Here is a 17110-nt window from a genome sequence, read left to right on the forward strand (position 1 = left end):
TAATCCCTTACTACTTCACTTTCAGTGCTTCTGAACACTGACCGTTTTTGTGACCAGCAATACGGCGACAAATCTTACACCTAACAGGTTTCTTATCTTTATCCTCATTCGCCTTCGCAGAGTTCTTTCCTGACTGAGCAGACTCACCGGTATTATGTTTTACTTTTGCTGGGTACGTTTTCTCGCCCTTACCTAAGATGCGAGCAAAAAGCTTATCAAACTCGCCCATCGCTTCTTTTAGTTTGTCCGGCACCATCTTATCGATGATTTTCACTTCATCCGCTAGCTTCAAGAAATACGCACCAAGCTCATCTGCACCCATTCTGTTTGCATATGAAGCCAACTCGGTTGCCACTTCAATACAAGGTTTTAGAACATCGCTAACAATCTGGCTGGTTTGCTTGGCGTAATTCACCCAATCTAATGTACGCAAGAATTTTTCTGGATCGCCTTTACCCATGCCTCTTAAAACAGCTAGCAAAGTATCTTTTGATGTTCCTTTGCCCCCTTTTAGCGCAACTTTACACGTACCTTTTACTGCACTACCAAATGTAGGAACGCAGCCGACAAGGGTAAGTGAAAGTGCTAACCAGTTTTCGGGCTTATCACGTTCTTCTTCACTCAACAAAGTCATAATGTTTGCAGATAAATCGCGCACGTCAGCGGCTTGGTCTACAACAGGAATCATCGTCAGCGCCGTATTGGCGATGATCTGCTCAACGGAAGCATCATCGTTGAAATCACCAAGAATCACGCCCCAAATCCAGCTGGCAGCACCAGACATTCGCGTCCAAGCATTTTCCCAGAAACCAACTTCGCCTTTCTTTGTTTCTTCAATGATCAGTTGAGCGTTAGCACTAGGATTAAAGTTCGGATTGGTCTTCGTTGGGACATTCGGCATAAAGTCGCGACTGTCCTCACCGTACTCTATGGCAAACTCACCCGGAGCAACGCCACCGACCGAAGCCTTACCGTTGTTGTCTAATGTTCCTTCAAATATGGCGCCAGATTGATCGGTTAGAGTGTAAGTTGCGCCTTGAACGGGTTCACCGTCTGAGTAAGAGAGGTACAAGTCAACCGTATACGTCCCTTCCTGATCTTCCGTAACAGAAACCGATGGGTTTTGTGCGCCACCGAGACACATGGTGTTGGCTTTGTTCATGGTCATTTGATCAGACAGGCGACATACGCCCTTGCCTTCAAACTTAACCGTTGGTGAGGCTGAAATGAATTTTGCTTCGGCTTCTATCGTGCCGGATGCGACGCCTTTTTTATCGCCGCCCGCATCACCAGTACTTTTTGAGAATGTACTGCCTTTGATTGCGACACTGTTGCCGCCATCCATAGAGATAGTCGTAGTGCCACCAGCAAGGTCTGCTGATTTAGCATTGTTGCCATAAGGGATAGGAACGATCGGCTTGCCGACCTTCGGAAAAAACACTTAAGAAGGTGTGTTTACATGATTTATAGATTAAATCTAGTATTAAATGAAAAAGCGCCTTTCGGCGCTTATTATATTTGACTTGTCCGGAAAATAGCTCATAAGCTCAACTGTCTATGCATCACCGTTATTGGTTTAAAGCTAATTAATGCATTAACTAGAGCTTCAGATAAATACAAGCCACCCTCATCATTCGATAATATTTCATGTTATTTACCCATCTGAGTTTTATATCTCTCGATGATGAGGAAAACCAATATTGCTCTTTGCCACAGAAGTACACCTACTTTGTCATATAAGCGAAGATTCAGAGAAGCAAAAAAAACTTATAAATCACCGAAGTCATCATCACTAAACATTGCAGCGGGTCCCCACTGGTCAACCCTAATGAAACCAACCCCAGTAAGATTTGCCGCTTTTAGAGCATCAACCACTGTTTCATGGAACAAAAACTTAGGATCTTCATCTAAGGTAAATACCAAACGCTCTTCAAACGGGATTTTGTCTAAAACCGTTTCATCTAGCGATAGAGCTTCTAAGAAAAAGTCATTTTTCACATATGTCCCATCAATGACTGAACGCCCTTGATGTATAGCTCTATAGTTATTCCAAATATGCATCATGAAATAGTTCGACCAGACTTTGTCGCCGTTAGTCACTTCTGTTGGATAAAAATCGACCCTCGGAAGCTCAAATGGTGACAATACTTGTCTAAATTTATCGGATACCATTTGCTCTGCAATTTCATGATAATCGCAAGGGGAGAAACTCTTTTTGTTTCCTTCAAATACTCTAACCTTTCCCAAGCCTTTCACTTCACGTATTAACGAACATGTAGCCATTAAGTGCCTTAATCCTTTATCAGATTCTTTAGTCTGCCCAAGCATATGAAAACCTGCATGACCAGACTCACACAGTAAATAATATTGCTTATCGTATTTCATTTAATTTTCGTATGAGTGAAACAATTTAGTGAGTAGCCTACAAGAACTTAAAATTGTTTGGCCAGCAAGACGTGTTAGAACTGTAAGAACTATAATGAGCGCAAAAGCACGCTCATTATACAATGCTGAAAGCACAAAAACTTAGTCGATATAGCTTCACGAAAAAAAGTCAACAGAGGCAGTTATTAGAGGTTGTCATAGAAATCATCTTCCTCATCCACTGAGGTAAAAGCACCTCCAATAGACCAGTCTCTTACTTTGATGAAATCCATCCCTGTAAGTCCCGCCGCTTTAAGTTCTGCAACAACTGATTCATGATATAAGTATTTCACGGCTTCATTTAGCCTAAATACTAATCGTTCTTCTAGAGGGATATCATCTAAAACCTTTTCATCCAGTGAGAGTTTTTCAAGGATAAAGTCATTCTCAATGTAATTACCTTTTATTTGAGAACGTCCTTGATGAATTACCCGATAGTTACGCCAGATATGAACGAGGTAATGATCACTCCAGACCCTACCATTATTTTCAATATCTGTTTCATAGAAATCCACTCCTTGTAAGTCGAATTTTTCAAGGACTTCTTTGAATCTATAAGATACAACTCCTGCAGGAATAACCCAATGATAGTCACAAGGTGAAAACTGACTTTCATCCCCCATAGTCAGGTGTACATGTCCACGTCCTTTCACATAGCGCTTAATTGAACGCTCAGCCAAAAGTCTTAAATCTTTATCTGACTTTTCACTTTCACCAAGCATAAAAGCCCCCGAACATGTATTTTCTACTATTAAATAATATTGCTGGTCGTAATCCATTTATCTTCCTAGTTCTAATTTTTTATTAAACTGACCTTTATTTAGTGCATGATCACGTTTGTGTGGACAGTGCTCAGTACGATTTTGTTTTTTATTATCCTTAAAAGTCTCTCCCTTGCTCTTTTTAGCCCCGCTACAGCCATACTTTGAACCAGGCATATAGTCGCGACTATCCCAATCAATTGTCCAAGAAAACTCATCAATGTAACTAAGAATATCTTTACTTTTTGCTTTCATTTTTTTGGCAAAAGCTTCTCGAGGCTCCCTTTCATTGCAAAACTTGCCTTTTTCAATCAACAGCAATACTTCTGCTGCAAGTTCTTGAGCCGCTTTCGGATAAGCAAGGAAAGGCTTTGCCTTAATCAGCTTGTTACCAAAATCATTTAACTTTTCCTTATTACTGTTTTGCTCGTGTACGCTGAGTATACTTAAGGCTCTTTTGTCTTCAGTTAAAGCAATCCCCTCGGAATGGTTAGTAGGATGACACTGAACGTGTAACTCACAAGCTAAAATAGGCTTCATTGGTAAAGTCACAAGATTATCTATTGTATTGATATCAAAATTGAAATCGTCGAATGCTCTTTCAAAACGCACCTGATCTTTTACTGCTTCAATAGGGATCAAATGATGTACGGCCAACGAACTCTTACCAATATACCATGGATGCTGATCAGGAAAACTTTTACCAAGCTTAACATACTCCTTAGCCATATTTTTCGTATGGTTTTTTCGAACCGTTACGCCTTTCCCTTTTTTCAACCTTTTGCGATTTTTACATTTTGAATCTCTACAAATAGGACAGGTTTTATCTAGCTCTGTTTCATCGTCTTCAGGCTTCTCTTTATGGTTATTTTTCGAATGCTTTTTACCTACAACCACATCATTCAAAGCTTTTAATAAAGGCTCTGCTGCTTTACCAGCCGACCTCGCTGTCGTTGCACCTGTCAATAAGACAGCCATTGCGGGGCCACCGACACCGCCAGCGGCAGTACCGGCCGCAGTACCACCAACTACTATCGCTCCATCAATACCCTTTTGAGTCGCTAGGGATAGGCTATATTTCACCGCTTCATCTGCAGGTAATGCTTCCAGATAGAGCTGAGGAATAGTTAGCAGATATTCTCTAATTTCCTGATCAGAAATGATTAGAAGTAGCCGCTCCATTGCCTCAGTCGCTTCTTGTAAGTACAACGCTCCCCTATCAACCTTTTTTAGCGCCTCTTCTAGCTCATCGATATCACCAGTCGTAATAGCATAAATTAATACGCTGAGGTCAATATCTAGCGCATCTAGGTAATCGCCAATCTCGCCAAAGTCAGGCACATAGTTTGTTACACCATCTCCCACACCTTCGATAGATGATTTAGCAAGTTCCCAAAAGTATTCTGTCGTCGACGCATTGTCTAACTCGGCTTTTCTTGCTCGAAGTTCGTTTAATTCTTCTTCAGTTTGTGCCTTTAGCTCTTCAAGTAACTCTTTCTGAGGGCTTGGTTGGGTAGCATTGTAAGCAATGGTTTCTTTTACAAGATAATCGGCATACTTTTGAACTTCCTCTTTTAGCACGTCTAACTGTGCCGGACGATCCGCTTCGGCTTTGGCTGCTTTATCTGGATCACCGAACTCAATTTTCGGCACTTCGTGCTGAGGAACCCCATAAACACTTGCTACACCTTTACCATTAAGTAGGCCTTCGAAGACCTCACCACTGCTATAAGTGAGTTTATAAGGTACATTCGATACCGGTGTTTTTTCTTTGTCGTCATAACACAGCTCCAATGCAAAAGGTACTGGTAATGTTCTTTCTGCGTGTACGACATCGGATACTTTTTCGGACTGAGTCGTTTGTCCATTAGAAAAGTTATTCACGACTTTGGGCTTTGCACCGTTAGAAATCAGTTTTGAGCTTTTCTCTTGCAGCTTATCCATACCTGAAGCGGTGATATCTGGTAGTTTTGCTTTTACTTCATTGACACTTTTTGCCTGAACCTTCAACGTATCGTAAGCAACTTGATACCCTTTCATCAACGCGTATTTTGAGAGAGTATCAAATCGTTGAACGACTTTGCTCAGTATGGTGTCAAGCTGTCCAGATATTAACTTTGTCCACTCATTCCAGTTTAATTCTTTTAAATACTTCTCTGAATCACCGTAACCTTGCTGCCTCAACAGAGCCAGTATATTGTTATGAGATTCATCTTCATGTATGGAATGTAATAAGTTAAGCGTTACACCGTTTTTATCAATGATTGGTGCGACTTGAGCTATCAATTCGTTTGCTACTGCAGAATAATCGTCGTTTGTGCTGAATAGTAGCGCGATATTTTGCGAGATATTATTCGCTTCTTTCTCTGTTAACTCATACTCAAAATGCGCTCTTACTTCCGTTGCTAACATTGAGATAAAGTCTTTATCTGAACCTAAGTTTTCGTCAAAAACACCCCAAGTACTACGGACGCTGTCGACACTTCTAGGCTCCCAAAACGGGAGTTTTTCTTTTGCACAATGGGCAAAGAGCTCGTCATCGCTCCACTCATATTTATGTCCATTTAAGCCACGAGATGTTTTAGCTTCATATTTTCTTGAATCTTCCTCGTAGACGACATAGCACTCACCTGGGGGTAAAGAGGACACACTACTGCGCCCATTAGAATCAAGTACTCCACTCCCTATTTCAGCATTATTCCCGTCAAAAACCTTAAACTTCGCATTAGCAAGAGGTTCTCCATCAGGATAGCGGCACTCTATATCCAGCGTGTACGTCCCTTCCTGCTCTTCCGTCACAGAGACCGATGGGTTTTGTGCGCCGCCCAAACACATAGTGTTGGCTTTGTTCATGGTCATTTGATCGGACAGGCGACATACGCCCTTGCCTTCAAACTTAACCGTTGGTGAGGCTGAAATGAACTTTGCTTCGGCTTCTATCGTGCCGGATGCGACGCCTTTTTTATCGCCGCCCGCATCACCGGTACTTTTTGAGAATGTACTGCCTTTGATTGCGACACTGTTGCCACCATCCATAGAGATAGTCGTAGTGCCACCAGCAAGGTCTGCTGATTTAGCATTGTTGCCATAAGGGATAGGAACGATCGGCTTGCCGACCTTCGTTAAACAAACATCTGGGAGCGTTGCATTCGCTTCACCACCTGAGCCTTTATGAACTACCGAAAGTCCATTTGCACCAACTGTTACGCCCATAACCAATCCATTTGAATTTTGTTGATTGAATAATAAAAGAGATCGCATATTGCAATCTCTCTAAATGACTAGTGAATTTCACTAAACCGCTAGTGACATTCACGATAAAGCTTAAAACTGGCAGAAGATCTCATTTCGAGATCTTCTGTTTATCGATACACTTCAAGCAATTGCTGAAACTTTAAATCTATGACGATGTAGGTCGCGGCATACATGATTGCAAAGGTAATCGCACTGACGCCCAAAATCAGCTTGGGTGAAATCACCCTTTTTAACGGTTTCTTAAGATATTTGGCCTTAAGGTTAACCAGAGAGACTTTCTCTTGCTCCGCCAAACGTTCGTCACGCACTAAGCGATAAATGGTATTGCCGATTTCTGCGAGCTTTTCGTTACCGCGCTCTTCACGGCCGTACTTTCCCTGAAAGCCAAGTTGAAGCAGCAAATACAGAAACTCGATGACGTGACGGTATTTGCGTGGGTCTGCTTTTAAACGCTCGAGAATAACGAAAAACTTATCGCCGCCAGATGTTTCATTGTGGAACTCGGACAACAAACTGTTCTGGCTCCAATGGCTGTTAGCGCCCCACTCTTGTCGGCAAACCGATTCATCAATCGCAGCACACAAACAGTATCGGATGACCAAAATGGATGCACGGTCCAATTCCATTTCATTGAGCTTACGTTCGCCTTTTCTTATCTCGCGAGCCACTTGTTCACGAAATGGCATTGGGTCATCAAGCCAAGGAATCGAAGACATACAAGACAAGCTGGCGATCAACCATGAAAACTGGTCGACCAACGGGTTGATGCCCATGTTTTCGATGTTTAGGTCTTGTACCGCGATATTACGAGACAAGTCAGGCGCTGGCATCACCTCCATCGGTTTGCCAGGCTCTGGTTGGAATAAAACTACAGTGACGTCGGTTTCTGCGTAACTCATAGACGAACAGCCCATAGTTGCAATGACAAGTTAGCAAAGTCACCCGCTACATGAACCGCAATCGCAGCCGTGTTTTTAAGTGCTGCCCACTCTTCACCTGCCTTATCGAGTTCGAAGTAGGTGTAACCTGCGTGGTAAGGCAATGCACGAGGTACGACTGGCATTGGTTTAATCTCGATTCCCGGCAGTTGAAGGTTAATCAAGTCACGAATGTTATCGATAGAACCGATCTTCGTTTGGCTAACAAACTGAGTATGTAGAACATCCAAAGTAACATCAGCTTTAACCGCAAGAATAAAGGTTGTGGTATCGATGATCTTGCTGTCTGGAATCGCTGCCGTTCTAATACCATAGTTTTGGTCTCTCAACGTCAGTGGGATTGCACGTTGCTCAGACATCACACTTAGTGTCATCTTCGCACTATCCAATGTACGCGATAGACAGCTGGTTAGGTCGCCATGGTTGTATTTGGTGAACTCGACTGGACGACGAGACGCTGAACACAAAGTCGAAAGCTCACCTTCTGCTTGAAGAAGAATGCGATAAAACGACTCAGGATGAACCCCTTCAGCGCTTGCAAAGTGCCAGAATAGCGGCTCGTATCGGTTTAGGGCTTGTAGCAGCATGAAATCAGAAACTGAAGATACGCCTTGCTGGTCAACCACGCCTAAGCGCTGAACGATAGATTCTGCACGGTGTTTCAGCATAGATGCGAATTCGGTGGCGAACTTGTTCAGCACGGTTGAAGCGTGAATATCGATGCAAGTCGGAATAAAGCTTTCATCCAAGATAACACTGCCGTCTGGCTTTACTTCTGAGATCTTTAGAATTGGAATCGATGTGTAAGCACTCTTATCTTCATGGTCATACATCAAACAGAAGTTAAGCTTACCCACTACGATGTTCGCCATGTCTTCCGAATCATAACAAGCGTCAACCGCCTCTTGAGATTCCATCGTGTAACGTGCGCCGTCTTTCTTAGTGCCGAATAGCTCAGAGCGCTCAGAAGGTAGCGGACAACAAAGGTAAACCACCTTGTCAGCAATCGAAGGATCAACGTCTTTCACTTCTGGAAGTTCAGCTAGCAGCGGCAACTCGAATGGCGTTCTGTCTTGAAGAATGCCTTCAGCGCGAGTAATACCAATTTTACCCAACGCCAGCAGTTGCGAGTTAATCTCTAAACGCTTGATGCCCCAATGCAAAGGTGATGCATTTGCGCTCAACATGCTCGACAGTTTACTTTGCGAACGATCGAGTTGCTGAAAGTGCTGCGGCTTCATGAACATTCCATCTTGCCAAACAACTGGATTGTATAAAGACATGCTTTTATTCCTTAAAAGTAAACTTGTTCAATGCCGCGAGTGTTGTCAGAAATTAACTCACTGCCTTCTAACTTGAGTTTGATGTAGTACTCACTCTTCTCTTCAATCACTTCGACTTTACGCCAAGAAGAGCCGTCGATATCGCGAAACGCGACTGAGAATCCAACCGCACGGGTTGCTGGGTCAAGCTCCAAGAATTCGTGGATCTTTTCACCAGGCTGCATCTGGTATTCATAACGTTTGATGTATTCATCACCCAGTGATGCTTTATCGTTCTCAAACAAAGCGAAGAAGTCTAAGCTGCGAAACAACACGGGTGATGTCAGCTCATGAACTCGCAAAATAACTGGAGAGGATTGCCCACCTTCACGAACATTCAGAACCGAAGAAGCCTCAATCACTAATTCAATTGAGGACGTTTCTGGGGTAATACCTGTTGATTCTTTAAATTGCCCCCACATGGAGCAACCGGATAGCAAAGCGCATCCGAGTAATATAGCTATACTACGCATGGCTTCCCTTAATCGCTTTGGTGTAGTTTTTCTTGATCAAGCCTTTCAATGATGTCTCATTCATTTGGCGACGGTTATTGGCGTAAAACTCAAGATACTCACCCCATAGCTTTGATTTGGTGGTGAACATGGATTTACTCGCAACGTCGTTTGCAAACGTGACAGGGTCATTCGTCTCTGATTGTTCAATCAGCAACTCATTGAGAGCCTTGTTAAAAATAATTTGATGATCGTTGAGCTCATCCAACATTTGCTCCACCAATTCATTCGGAGACAGCAAGTTCTGGCTATTTAGCGTCAGCATCAGCTCCGCTAAGTTTGAATCCGCTTCACTTAAACCTTGTTCACCTTTGAGTGACTCAACTTCATGCAGGTCTTTTTGCAGGTTATCGATACATAAACGAAGACATGTACCCATCTGTTTAAACAACAGAGCTTCGTTGCTGATCAGATCTGGGTTGCTAATACCCAAACCTTCATAAAATGCTTTACCGATATCGGAAGAATGCGTAGCGCTCTCGGCTCCTAGTGAATCATTGCTTACAAAGCCGACTTGGTTCTCTGTCGCTTTCGTTTCTGGCTGAGTAGGTTGTGCTGATGGAATAAAAGCTTGCGTTACCTCTTCCCATTTCTGACCAACAGGCTCTGCTCTTTGAGCAACATTTGATGTCGCGTGATCAAGTGGTGCTTGATATTTAGGCTGGGTAACCCCTGGTTCCACCCTACTAGCTTGAGGTGGAACGGCTTCCGTTTGCGCAAAATCTTCTGGAATGAACACCGCTTCCTTAGTTTGTTCTGCCGCGGGTTCGACAGATGCTTTACTCGTGGCAGCATCTCCCAACCAGTCTTCCGGGATTAAGTTTGGAATATCGAATTCAGAATGGATGCTGAAGCTGTCATCAACGACTTGTCGCGTGTTTTCGATTGGCTTAGCCTTTACAGGCTCAGGCTTTTCGACATCGCGGATAAGATGGTCGTCTTCACGCTGCATCGAAAACTTTAGATGCGCAATAGGATCGTCAGTATTGACATCATCTTGCTTGGTCTCCATGAACAAGTCTTCTAATGCACCGACTTTTTCTTCCTCTTCTACAACCGCCTCACCGAGATTGACGAGTGGATCATTCGATACACGTTCTGGCGCAATGTCAGAAGCAATATCTTGGGCTGCTGTGACATGCTCTAGCGAGACACCAATTTCGTATTGACCCAGAGAAATCACATCGCCATCAACAATGGACACAGGTTGGTTCTTAAGTATTTTGTTGCCATTCACCATTGTGCCGTTGGTCGACACATCGCTGATGTAGTACGTGTCACCGTATACGCTGATCAGACAATGTGTGCCAGAGATGAAACGGTTATGATCAGTTAAAGGTAGTGTACAGCTCGGTGCTCGACCGACTGAACCACCACCTTCTGGCATTTCAACATGCTTCGCGCCCGTATATTCCTCCGGGCACTTTGAAATGAATAGGACTAGCTGATGTGTTTGCATTGCTAAACCTTAAAATAATAGAGAAACAGACAGCTCTAACCCACCAATTCCATCATTGACTACTGGAAGAATGTAGGAAGCTTGAGGGATGATTTGGATGTGTGCATCTGGATTACTGCCAAGTTTGATTGCAGTACCAAGCGTGACTACCGCACCAAGTTCAAACTGGTCGATATCTTCAATCGCCTCATAACGAAAGCCGTCTTGGTCGACCTTCCAGCGATTGGAGTACTGTGAGTAACCTAATGACAAACCAGCACCGACGTAAGGAGTAAAGATGCTCCAAGAACTCAATGCATATTGAGGAACGACACGGAACTCGTAGTTTGTGACTTCTTGATAAACGCCATTTGAAGGTGCATCAACATCTTCTGCAAGGTAGTTTAAGCCAAGCCACCAGCGCCAGCGGTTGTTGTTCTCATCAATAGGGCGAGTGTGTACAAGTCCGTATCGCAAGGTATCTACGTCACCACTAGAACCTTCGTCATAGTCAATACTTTCAATCGTTAGCATATTGACTGAGCCGCCGTATCGTTCCCCTTTAGCAACCGCAAAAGTAGAAAATAGGCACATGGCTGAGATTAGCCCAACTTGACTTGGTTTTAGCATTTCGTCCCTCTTGGAAAACCTTGTAATAATATTCAGGGGCGAAAGATATCAAGTCTCTTTTCTTTTTCAATATGGTAAAAAATAGCGCCATCAAATAAGGCAAATCACCTATAAATAAAAACATAATCACTACCATTAATTGCAATATGATCGAAAGGTTAATTTACACATAAACAGATAGTTTTACGGATGACACTCTACAACGACTCCAAATTCATTTGTTAATAAAATGATAAACAAAGCAAAACTGTTTACCATTCATTCATAAGATGTAACTATTAAAGTGATAACTAATCAAGAAGCTTTTAATTTAGATAATGTCATATTGCTTCCGAATCTCCACTTGTTCAATTAATAAAAAATATGATCAAGACCGAATTGATGCGTAAACAACAAGAATAATGCGACGAATATCACTGTTAACAATACGTTACTAGTCAACAGTAGCAACATAAAACGTGAACGGATATCACACATAGTTAATTTATCCGTTTTTGAATATTATTTATTTTCAATTTCTTTCTTTTAACTATAAAATCCACAAAAAAATAGATCTATTGCACCGCATTTTTATTTAATGCGAGTAGCGAGAATTCATATAATCAGTTGGAATTGGAAAATATGTTTTTCAGCGACTTCGCTAGAAGGCCGATCGATGAAAGTAATCCAAGCGGCTCAAACCCTAATGGCTTAGATGATTTTGACGAAATTAAGCGCCAAATAAATAACCTGAATAAAGTGACTGGTCGAGTATCATGGAAAACGATTCAAACACTTTCTAAGAAAATTCTTAGTACTCAAGGGAAAGACTTTCGTTGTAGTTGCTACTTTACCGTGGCGGCTACGCACAACGATGGCTTAAAAGGCTTGGTTGAAGGCTTGAACTCACTGCTCGACTTATGTGTTGTGTATTGGTACACCGCCTACCCAGAGCACGCGAAGGCCAATGCCCGTATCAGTGCCATCGAGTGGATGGTCGAATACACTGAGAAGCGAATTAAAAAGCATCGAGCCTTACCAGAAGAGCTCCCGCTTATTGAAGCGGCGCATCAACTGTGTTTACGCATCGAAGAAGAACTGCGCCTACATTATGGGATTAAAGCGCCATCATTCGGTCGCATTCGTCGTATATTGAACCAATGGATTGAAGAGATTAAAGAAACAAAAGCAAAGGAAGCCAAAGCATTAGAAGTCAAACAAGCGAAGCCAGAAACACCATCGAATCCAGGTGGCATCCAAGTCAATATTGCGCCGCCACCAAAAACAGAAACCAAGCCGACGCCTCAGCCGCAAGTAAAAGAAGCGCCTAAGTCCAGCCGCGCGGTTGTATTTTCTGTTATTGGATTGCTTGTCGTCGCATTTGCTTCCCACTTTGTTTACAAGCAGCACAAATACCAGACTCTGAAAGATGACATTGAACACTCGTCACTAACACAGCTAGCAACAATCGTCGATTCATTGAGCGTTGAGAACAAAGAACACCGCATCGCTTTACGTTCTGCGACGGTCGAACGCCTTGATACATTAATGACCGATTGGGCAATCGACCCCGTGAAAGTCAGCGAAGTGAATACCATTGATGAGCTTACTAGTGAATTGACGGAGATCTACCCGGATTCATCATCTGCTCAGCAACTTCGAGAGAATTTTTTAGACCAACGTTCTCGTTTCGAAAATGAATTCGATGTCATATACAAACGCTTTGCCTATGCTAGGACGGTATTTGCCAACGTAGCGAAACAGAACACCGACAAGGACTCGAAGAAAGCGTATGAATACAGCAATTCGCTGTTCCCACTTCTTGGGCGGATTGAGTACGCAGAAAAGAATGCGCAGCAAAAGGAAATTGAACGCTCCCTCCTTTTACTGAACACCTACCTATATAAGATTAACCAGTTGCAAGCTGCAACAAACGACAATAAATAACAATACAAGTAAAGAAACTATAGGCTTATGTTCAAACAAAAAATACTAAGAAACCCGATCGTGGTTTCTACCATAGTGGCTTTGCTATTAGCCGCGATATTTGCAGCAGTGTATTTATTCTTACTTGAAGATGCAGATAAGCTATATCTATGGATTGGCCTTGGCGTCATTTCTGCGTTTTATCTTATATTCCAGTTGTCACTATGGTTTAAGAAAAAGAACAACTCGAAAGCTCAACGTTTGGAAACCGAGGAAGAAGCCCTTTCTATGGTTATCCGCCCTCTTCTTTCTCATTCAGGGAAGAAACCAATCTACCTAATGATTGGTAATAAAGGGTCTGGCCGACGTCAATTTTTGTTTAATTCAAGCGCAATTAAGCCAATGGATCGTTCTCGCACTGCAAAAAACGATTTCTTTGAATGGTATGAATCTGACGATGCGGTTTATGTAAAACCAGACCAACGCCTCGTATTCCAAGAAGTATCCAGTAGCGATGCTTCATTGTGGAACACGTTTGTTGATGAAGTTATTCGTCACCGTCCAAGAAAACCGTTTTCTGGCTGTTTATTTTTTACCGACTTTGAGTTCATGATCGTCTCAGAACCAGAGCAAAAAGATTACACCATTACCGCACTATTGCAGCGCCTCAGCTCTATTAGCGAAAAAACATCATCGGCACTACCAGTTTATTTGATGATGTCTAAGCTTGATAAGTTGGACGGTTTCAAGGAGTACGTACATTTCAGTTCTCTGAAAACTCGTGTCGAATTCCTTTCTATTCCTCTTAAAGAAGCGAAAGGCGTCATCACTGAGTACTACCGAGATGGTTACCGTAATCTGGTGAAAGTACTGGAAAGCAATGCTCTGGACGCTTCTGCAAATTCAACAGACATCGATGAAAAACAAGCCATTCTGTCATTCCCGAAACAGTTCGAGCTTTGCCAAGCAGAAATCAGTTACGTCCTTGAACGTCTTTGCGATTCAAACAGCGGCACTTACTCGCTCGACATTCGTGAGATCTTTTTCTGCTCTAGCTTACAAGGTGGTCGTAAGTACAACCTGTTAGCAAAAAGCTGCAGCAATTACTTTAATTTGCCGATCATTGCTTCAGAGCACACACAGCTGACAGAAACGCCTTACTTCTCTCGCTTCCTGATTGACTCTCAGATTTTGCCTGAGAGCGACTTTGCGGGTGAAAACAAAACGTATTTACGCTTAATCCAACGTCAAAGTCATTTGGCCATGTTAGCGTCCGTGATCTTGTTGGCTGGCGGTACCTACTTCTTTGTTACCACACTAGACAGTAACTTGCGTGTGATTAACCAATTGCTTGGTATTGATGACAACGGTCAGGTTGAACAAGAAGCAAGCTTCAATCAGCTTCTCGTAAACGCCACTCGCGCTATTCAACCTTCGTACAGTGCATGGCTAGAAGGCTCTCGAGCTCTAGATGAAGAAGTACTTCCACTGAACATTAGCCGCTTAGACCAAAGCACACGTCTGGCTTACGAAGCACTGCTTAAAGAAGTTGCACAACAGCTTATGCCCGTTGTTGAGAGAGGCTACCGTCTAGAGTTGACGCACAACCAACATGACGTTGCCGCGACACTGCCATTGCTAAAAGGCTACTTGATGCTGAACGATCGCTCAAAGCGTGACATTCAGTTCCTACGTCGCCAGACCTTGCAAACCCTTAATGATTTAAGCGATAAGCCGGATGTCGTAAACCAAGCAATGCGCTATTTAGACGCTTATTTCCGCACTCAGTTTGCGCCTGTTGATATCAATATGGACATTGTTCGTGCCACTCGCCGTTCATTACTTGCGAACTCTAACGTCGACCTTGTTTATGCGGGTATTTTGAATCAAGCCGATGCTATCGACCTTGGTACGCTAGATCTTCAACGCGCCGTTGGCTTTGAGTTCAACAACGTGTTTAACGAACCGCTAGACAACAACCGCTTAGTGATTGACAAAGTCTACACGTCCACTGGCTTTAGCACCTTCTATCGCCCTCGTGTGGACCTAATGTCACAGCAGGTTATCAGTGACAACTGGGTTCTTGGCTTGTCTAACCACGTGATCCCTACGAAACAAGAGCAGGATGCGTTTAAGACACAGGTACGTAAGAAATACACCGATGACTACATCAACTACTGGCGTAATGCACTGAGTGAACTGAAAGTACAGCACTACAGCAATGTGGGCGACTTAACGAATGCAATCGACCTGATTTCCGGTCCGTCTTCTCCAATGACGACTGTATTAAAACAAGTGTACGCGAACACCCAGTTTTCTCCGGTTGGTGAAAAGAATGCATTAATTGCCAATGTAAACCCTAAGCTAGCGGAAGTTGCAGATACGGCCTCAGAAGCAGTAGAAGAAGCCGTACAGCCAGATTACTTACTGATGAAGCGTGTTGAGCAAGCCTTCCACTTGTTAAACCAACTTCAAGTCAGTGAGACACCTAACTCCCCTACTCCATGGGATGAAACCATTGCAGCATTAAGCCGTGTTCGTACTTACATGAAAGACATCGCTGATGCGCCAGATCCACAAATGGCCGCACTTGCAGCAGCCCAACACCGCATGAACAGTACTGAAGCGGATCCGCTTATCAAACTGAAGCAGATCGCGCAGAAGTCTCCAGAGCCAGTGCGTAGCTGGTTACTTGATGTGGTACAGCAAAGCTGGTCAGTGATGATTGCTGAGTCCGCAAAAGGCATTCAAACCCAATGGTACAGCGAGATTTACACCAAGTTTAAAGAGCTAGGGCTTGGTAAATACCCATTTGATCTGAACGCGACAGAAGAGATTTCAATTGAAGACTTCGAGCTGTTGTTCGCATCAGGTGGTTTGTTAGATACGTTTATTCAGAAGAACTTCGCACCGTTCTACGATACAAACTTGTGGACACCAAAGCAGGTGGATGGCGAGACAATGCCTCTTTCGCCTGCCCTATTGGTGCAATTGCGCAATTACAACGTTATCCGCGATACGTTGATCAACAAGAGCACAAACCGAGTTTATATTCCGTTCAGCGCGAAAGTATTAGACCTTGATTCCAGTGCTATCCGAGCCAGTCTGAAAATTTCAGACACGGATATCAACTACTATCACGGTCCGAGCCGAATTCGTGAGATGGAGTGGCCGCCGCAGAACGGTGACTTCAACATTAGTATCACGATCCAAGATGTGACAGACGAGGGCAAGCAGCACGTTCTTAATAAGAGTGGTCAGTGGGCGATATACAGATTGCTAGGTGATTCGACCCTGACAAACACTCATAACGGTAGCTTCGTCAGTGACATAAAAGTGTCTGGGAGGGACTTGAGCCTTCGTATCACTCCTTTGACACAGAAAAACCCATTCACTCTTGCCGAGCTGTATAACTTTACACTCCCTGAGTCGATTTAATAACAATATAAAAACCAGAATAGGCAGAACACATGATTTCGAACATGACTTTACAAGGCTTAGACAAGTTAGACCGCAAAATACTATCCAGTCTGTTATCTAACGGACGAGAGTCGATTGCGAATCTATCACGAAATATCGGTTTGTCTCGTACTGCTGTTGCAGAAAGAATCAATAGGTTGGAAAAGACAGGGATCATCAAGGGCTACACTGCTCAGATCCGTGTTGAGAATGAGGGTCGCAAAGCTGCCAGCTATCTGCTGATCTCTTGTGAAAAGGGCAAGAAAAATGAAGTAACGAACGCCCTTAAAGAGATTCCAGAGGTACGACTGACCAGCGTTGTGGGGGGTAGCTTCGACATTATTGCTCTCATCGAAGCACCTGACCTGCAGTCTATTCACCACCTATGTAATGAAATTGAATCTTTTAGCGGAATTCAGAAACTCGACACAACGGTGGTACTCCACCAACCAATTAGTCGATAAGT

The 17110-nt window shown here is 43.3% G+C and carries 12 protein-coding genes; 3 read left to right on the plus strand and 9 right to left on the minus strand.

Annotated elements, in window-relative coordinates; genetic code table 11:
* Positions 1–10: 10 nt before the first annotated feature.
* From KHO06_RS22635 to KHO06_RS22675, 9 genes are all read right to left on the minus strand, one after another.
* Positions 11–1441 (minus strand): PAAR-like domain-containing protein, encoded by a 1431-nt coding sequence (locus tag KHO06_RS22635; RefSeq protein ID WP_244858414.1) that lies wholly within the window; start codon positions 1439–1441, stop codon positions 11–13.
* A 326-nt stretch (positions 1442–1767) separates the two neighbouring features.
* A complete protein-coding gene (locus tag KHO06_RS22640) occupies positions 1768–2385 on the minus strand; it encodes a hypothetical protein (protein ID WP_212582575.1) in 618 nt (205 codons plus the stop codon).
* Positions 2386–2570: 185 nt separating this feature from the next.
* On the minus strand, positions 2571–3203 hold the full coding sequence (locus tag KHO06_RS22645) for a DUF1629 domain-containing protein (protein ID WP_212582576.1): 633 nt from the start codon (positions 3201–3203) through the stop codon (positions 2571–2573).
* Positions 3204–6398: a PAAR-like domain-containing protein gene (locus KHO06_RS22650; protein ID WP_212582577.1), complete on the minus strand. Its 3195-nt coding sequence runs from the start codon at positions 6396–6398 to the stop codon at positions 3204–3206.
* 149 nt (positions 6399–6547) lie between these two features.
* Positions 6548–7339, minus strand: a complete 792-nt coding sequence (gene icmH, locus KHO06_RS22655) for a type IVB secretion system protein IcmH/DotU (protein ID WP_005495177.1) — start codon at positions 7337–7339, stop codon at positions 6548–6550.
* Positions 7336–8661: a type VI secretion system baseplate subunit TssK gene (tssK, locus tag KHO06_RS22660; RefSeq protein WP_051117110.1), complete on the minus strand. Its 1326-nt coding sequence runs from the start codon at positions 8659–8661 to the stop codon at positions 7336–7338. The genes icmH and tssK overlap by 4 nt, the downstream gene beginning before the upstream one ends.
* 11 nt (positions 8662–8672) lie before the next feature.
* Entirely contained in the window at positions 8673–9173 is a 501-nt protein-coding gene (tssJ, locus tag KHO06_RS22665) for a type VI secretion system lipoprotein TssJ (RefSeq protein WP_077201632.1), read from the minus strand.
* Positions 9166–10671, minus strand: coding sequence for an FHA domain-containing protein (locus KHO06_RS22670; protein WP_212582578.1), 1506 nt, complete (start codon positions 10669–10671; stop codon positions 9166–9168). Before KHO06_RS22670 ends, tssJ begins: the two co-directional genes overlap by 8 nt.
* 9 nt (positions 10672–10680) lie before the next feature.
* The gene (locus tag KHO06_RS22675; protein ID WP_045377041.1) at positions 10681–11280 is read right to left on the minus strand and encodes a hypothetical protein; all 600 of its coding nucleotides are present in this window, start codon (positions 11278–11280) and stop codon (positions 10681–10683) included.
* A gap of 621 nt (positions 11281–11901) precedes the next feature.
* Between KHO06_RS22675 and KHO06_RS22680 the strand changes: the two genes are divergently transcribed.
* The 3 genes from KHO06_RS22680 to KHO06_RS22690 are packed head-to-tail and all read left to right on the plus strand — an operon-like array spanning position 11902 to position 17108.
* Complete coding sequence (locus KHO06_RS22680) at positions 11902–13206, plus strand: type VI secretion system ImpA family N-terminal domain-containing protein (protein ID WP_172840966.1); 1305 nt, start codon at positions 11902–11904, stop codon at positions 13204–13206.
* 27 nt (positions 13207–13233) lie between these two features.
* The gene (gene tssM / locus KHO06_RS22685) at positions 13234–16623 is read left to right on the plus strand and encodes a type VI secretion system membrane subunit TssM (protein ID WP_212582579.1); all 3390 of its coding nucleotides are present in this window, start codon (positions 13234–13236) and stop codon (positions 16621–16623) included.
* Between the two features lie 32 nt (positions 16624–16655).
* Positions 16656–17108 (plus strand): Lrp/AsnC family transcriptional regulator, encoded by a 453-nt coding sequence (locus KHO06_RS22690; protein WP_005427005.1) that lies wholly within the window; start codon positions 16656–16658, stop codon positions 17106–17108.
* Positions 17109–17110: the final 2 nt, after the last annotated feature.

The organism is Vibrio sp. B1FIG11 (genome assembly GCF_905175335.1).
Classification (GTDB): Bacteria; Pseudomonadota; Gammaproteobacteria; order Enterobacterales; family Vibrionaceae; genus Vibrio; species Vibrio campbellii.

Bases quoted from the DNA above. Each gene is read 5' to 3' on its own strand.
- KHO06_RS22640 (WP_212582575.1), bottom strand. From the start codon at position 2,385: ATGAAATACGATAAGCAATATTATTTACTGTGTGAGTCTGGTCATGCA.
- KHO06_RS22645 (WP_212582576.1), bottom strand. From the start codon at position 3,203: ATGGATTACGACCAGCAATATTATTTAATAGTAGAAAATACATGTTCG.
- KHO06_RS22650 (WP_212582577.1), bottom strand. From the start codon at position 6,398: ATGGGCGTAACAGTTGGTGCAAATGGACTTTCGGTAGTTCATAAAGGC.
- icmH (WP_005495177.1), bottom strand. From the start codon at position 7,339: ATGAGTTACGCAGAAACCGACGTCACTGTAGTTTTATTCCAACCAGAG.
- tssK (WP_051117110.1), bottom strand. From the start codon at position 8,661: ATGTCTTTATACAATCCAGTTGTTTGGCAAGATGGAATGTTCATGAAG.
- tssJ (WP_077201632.1), bottom strand. From the start codon at position 9,173: ATGCGTAGTATAGCTATATTACTCGGATGCGCTTTGCTATCCGGTTGC.
- KHO06_RS22670 (WP_212582578.1), bottom strand. From the start codon at position 10,671: ATGCAAACACATCAGCTAGTCCTATTCATTTCAAAGTGCCCGGAGGAA.
- KHO06_RS22675 (WP_045377041.1), bottom strand. From the start codon at position 11,280: ATGCTAAAACCAAGTCAAGTTGGGCTAATCTCAGCCATGTGCCTATTT.
- KHO06_RS22680 (WP_172840966.1), top strand. From the start codon at position 11,902: ATGTTTTTCAGCGACTTCGCTAGAAGGCCGATCGATGAAAGTAATCCA.
- tssM (WP_212582579.1), top strand. From the start codon at position 13,234: ATGTTCAAACAAAAAATACTAAGAAACCCGATCGTGGTTTCTACCATA.
- KHO06_RS22690 (WP_005427005.1), top strand. From the start codon at position 16,656: ATGATTTCGAACATGACTTTACAAGGCTTAGACAAGTTAGACCGCAAA.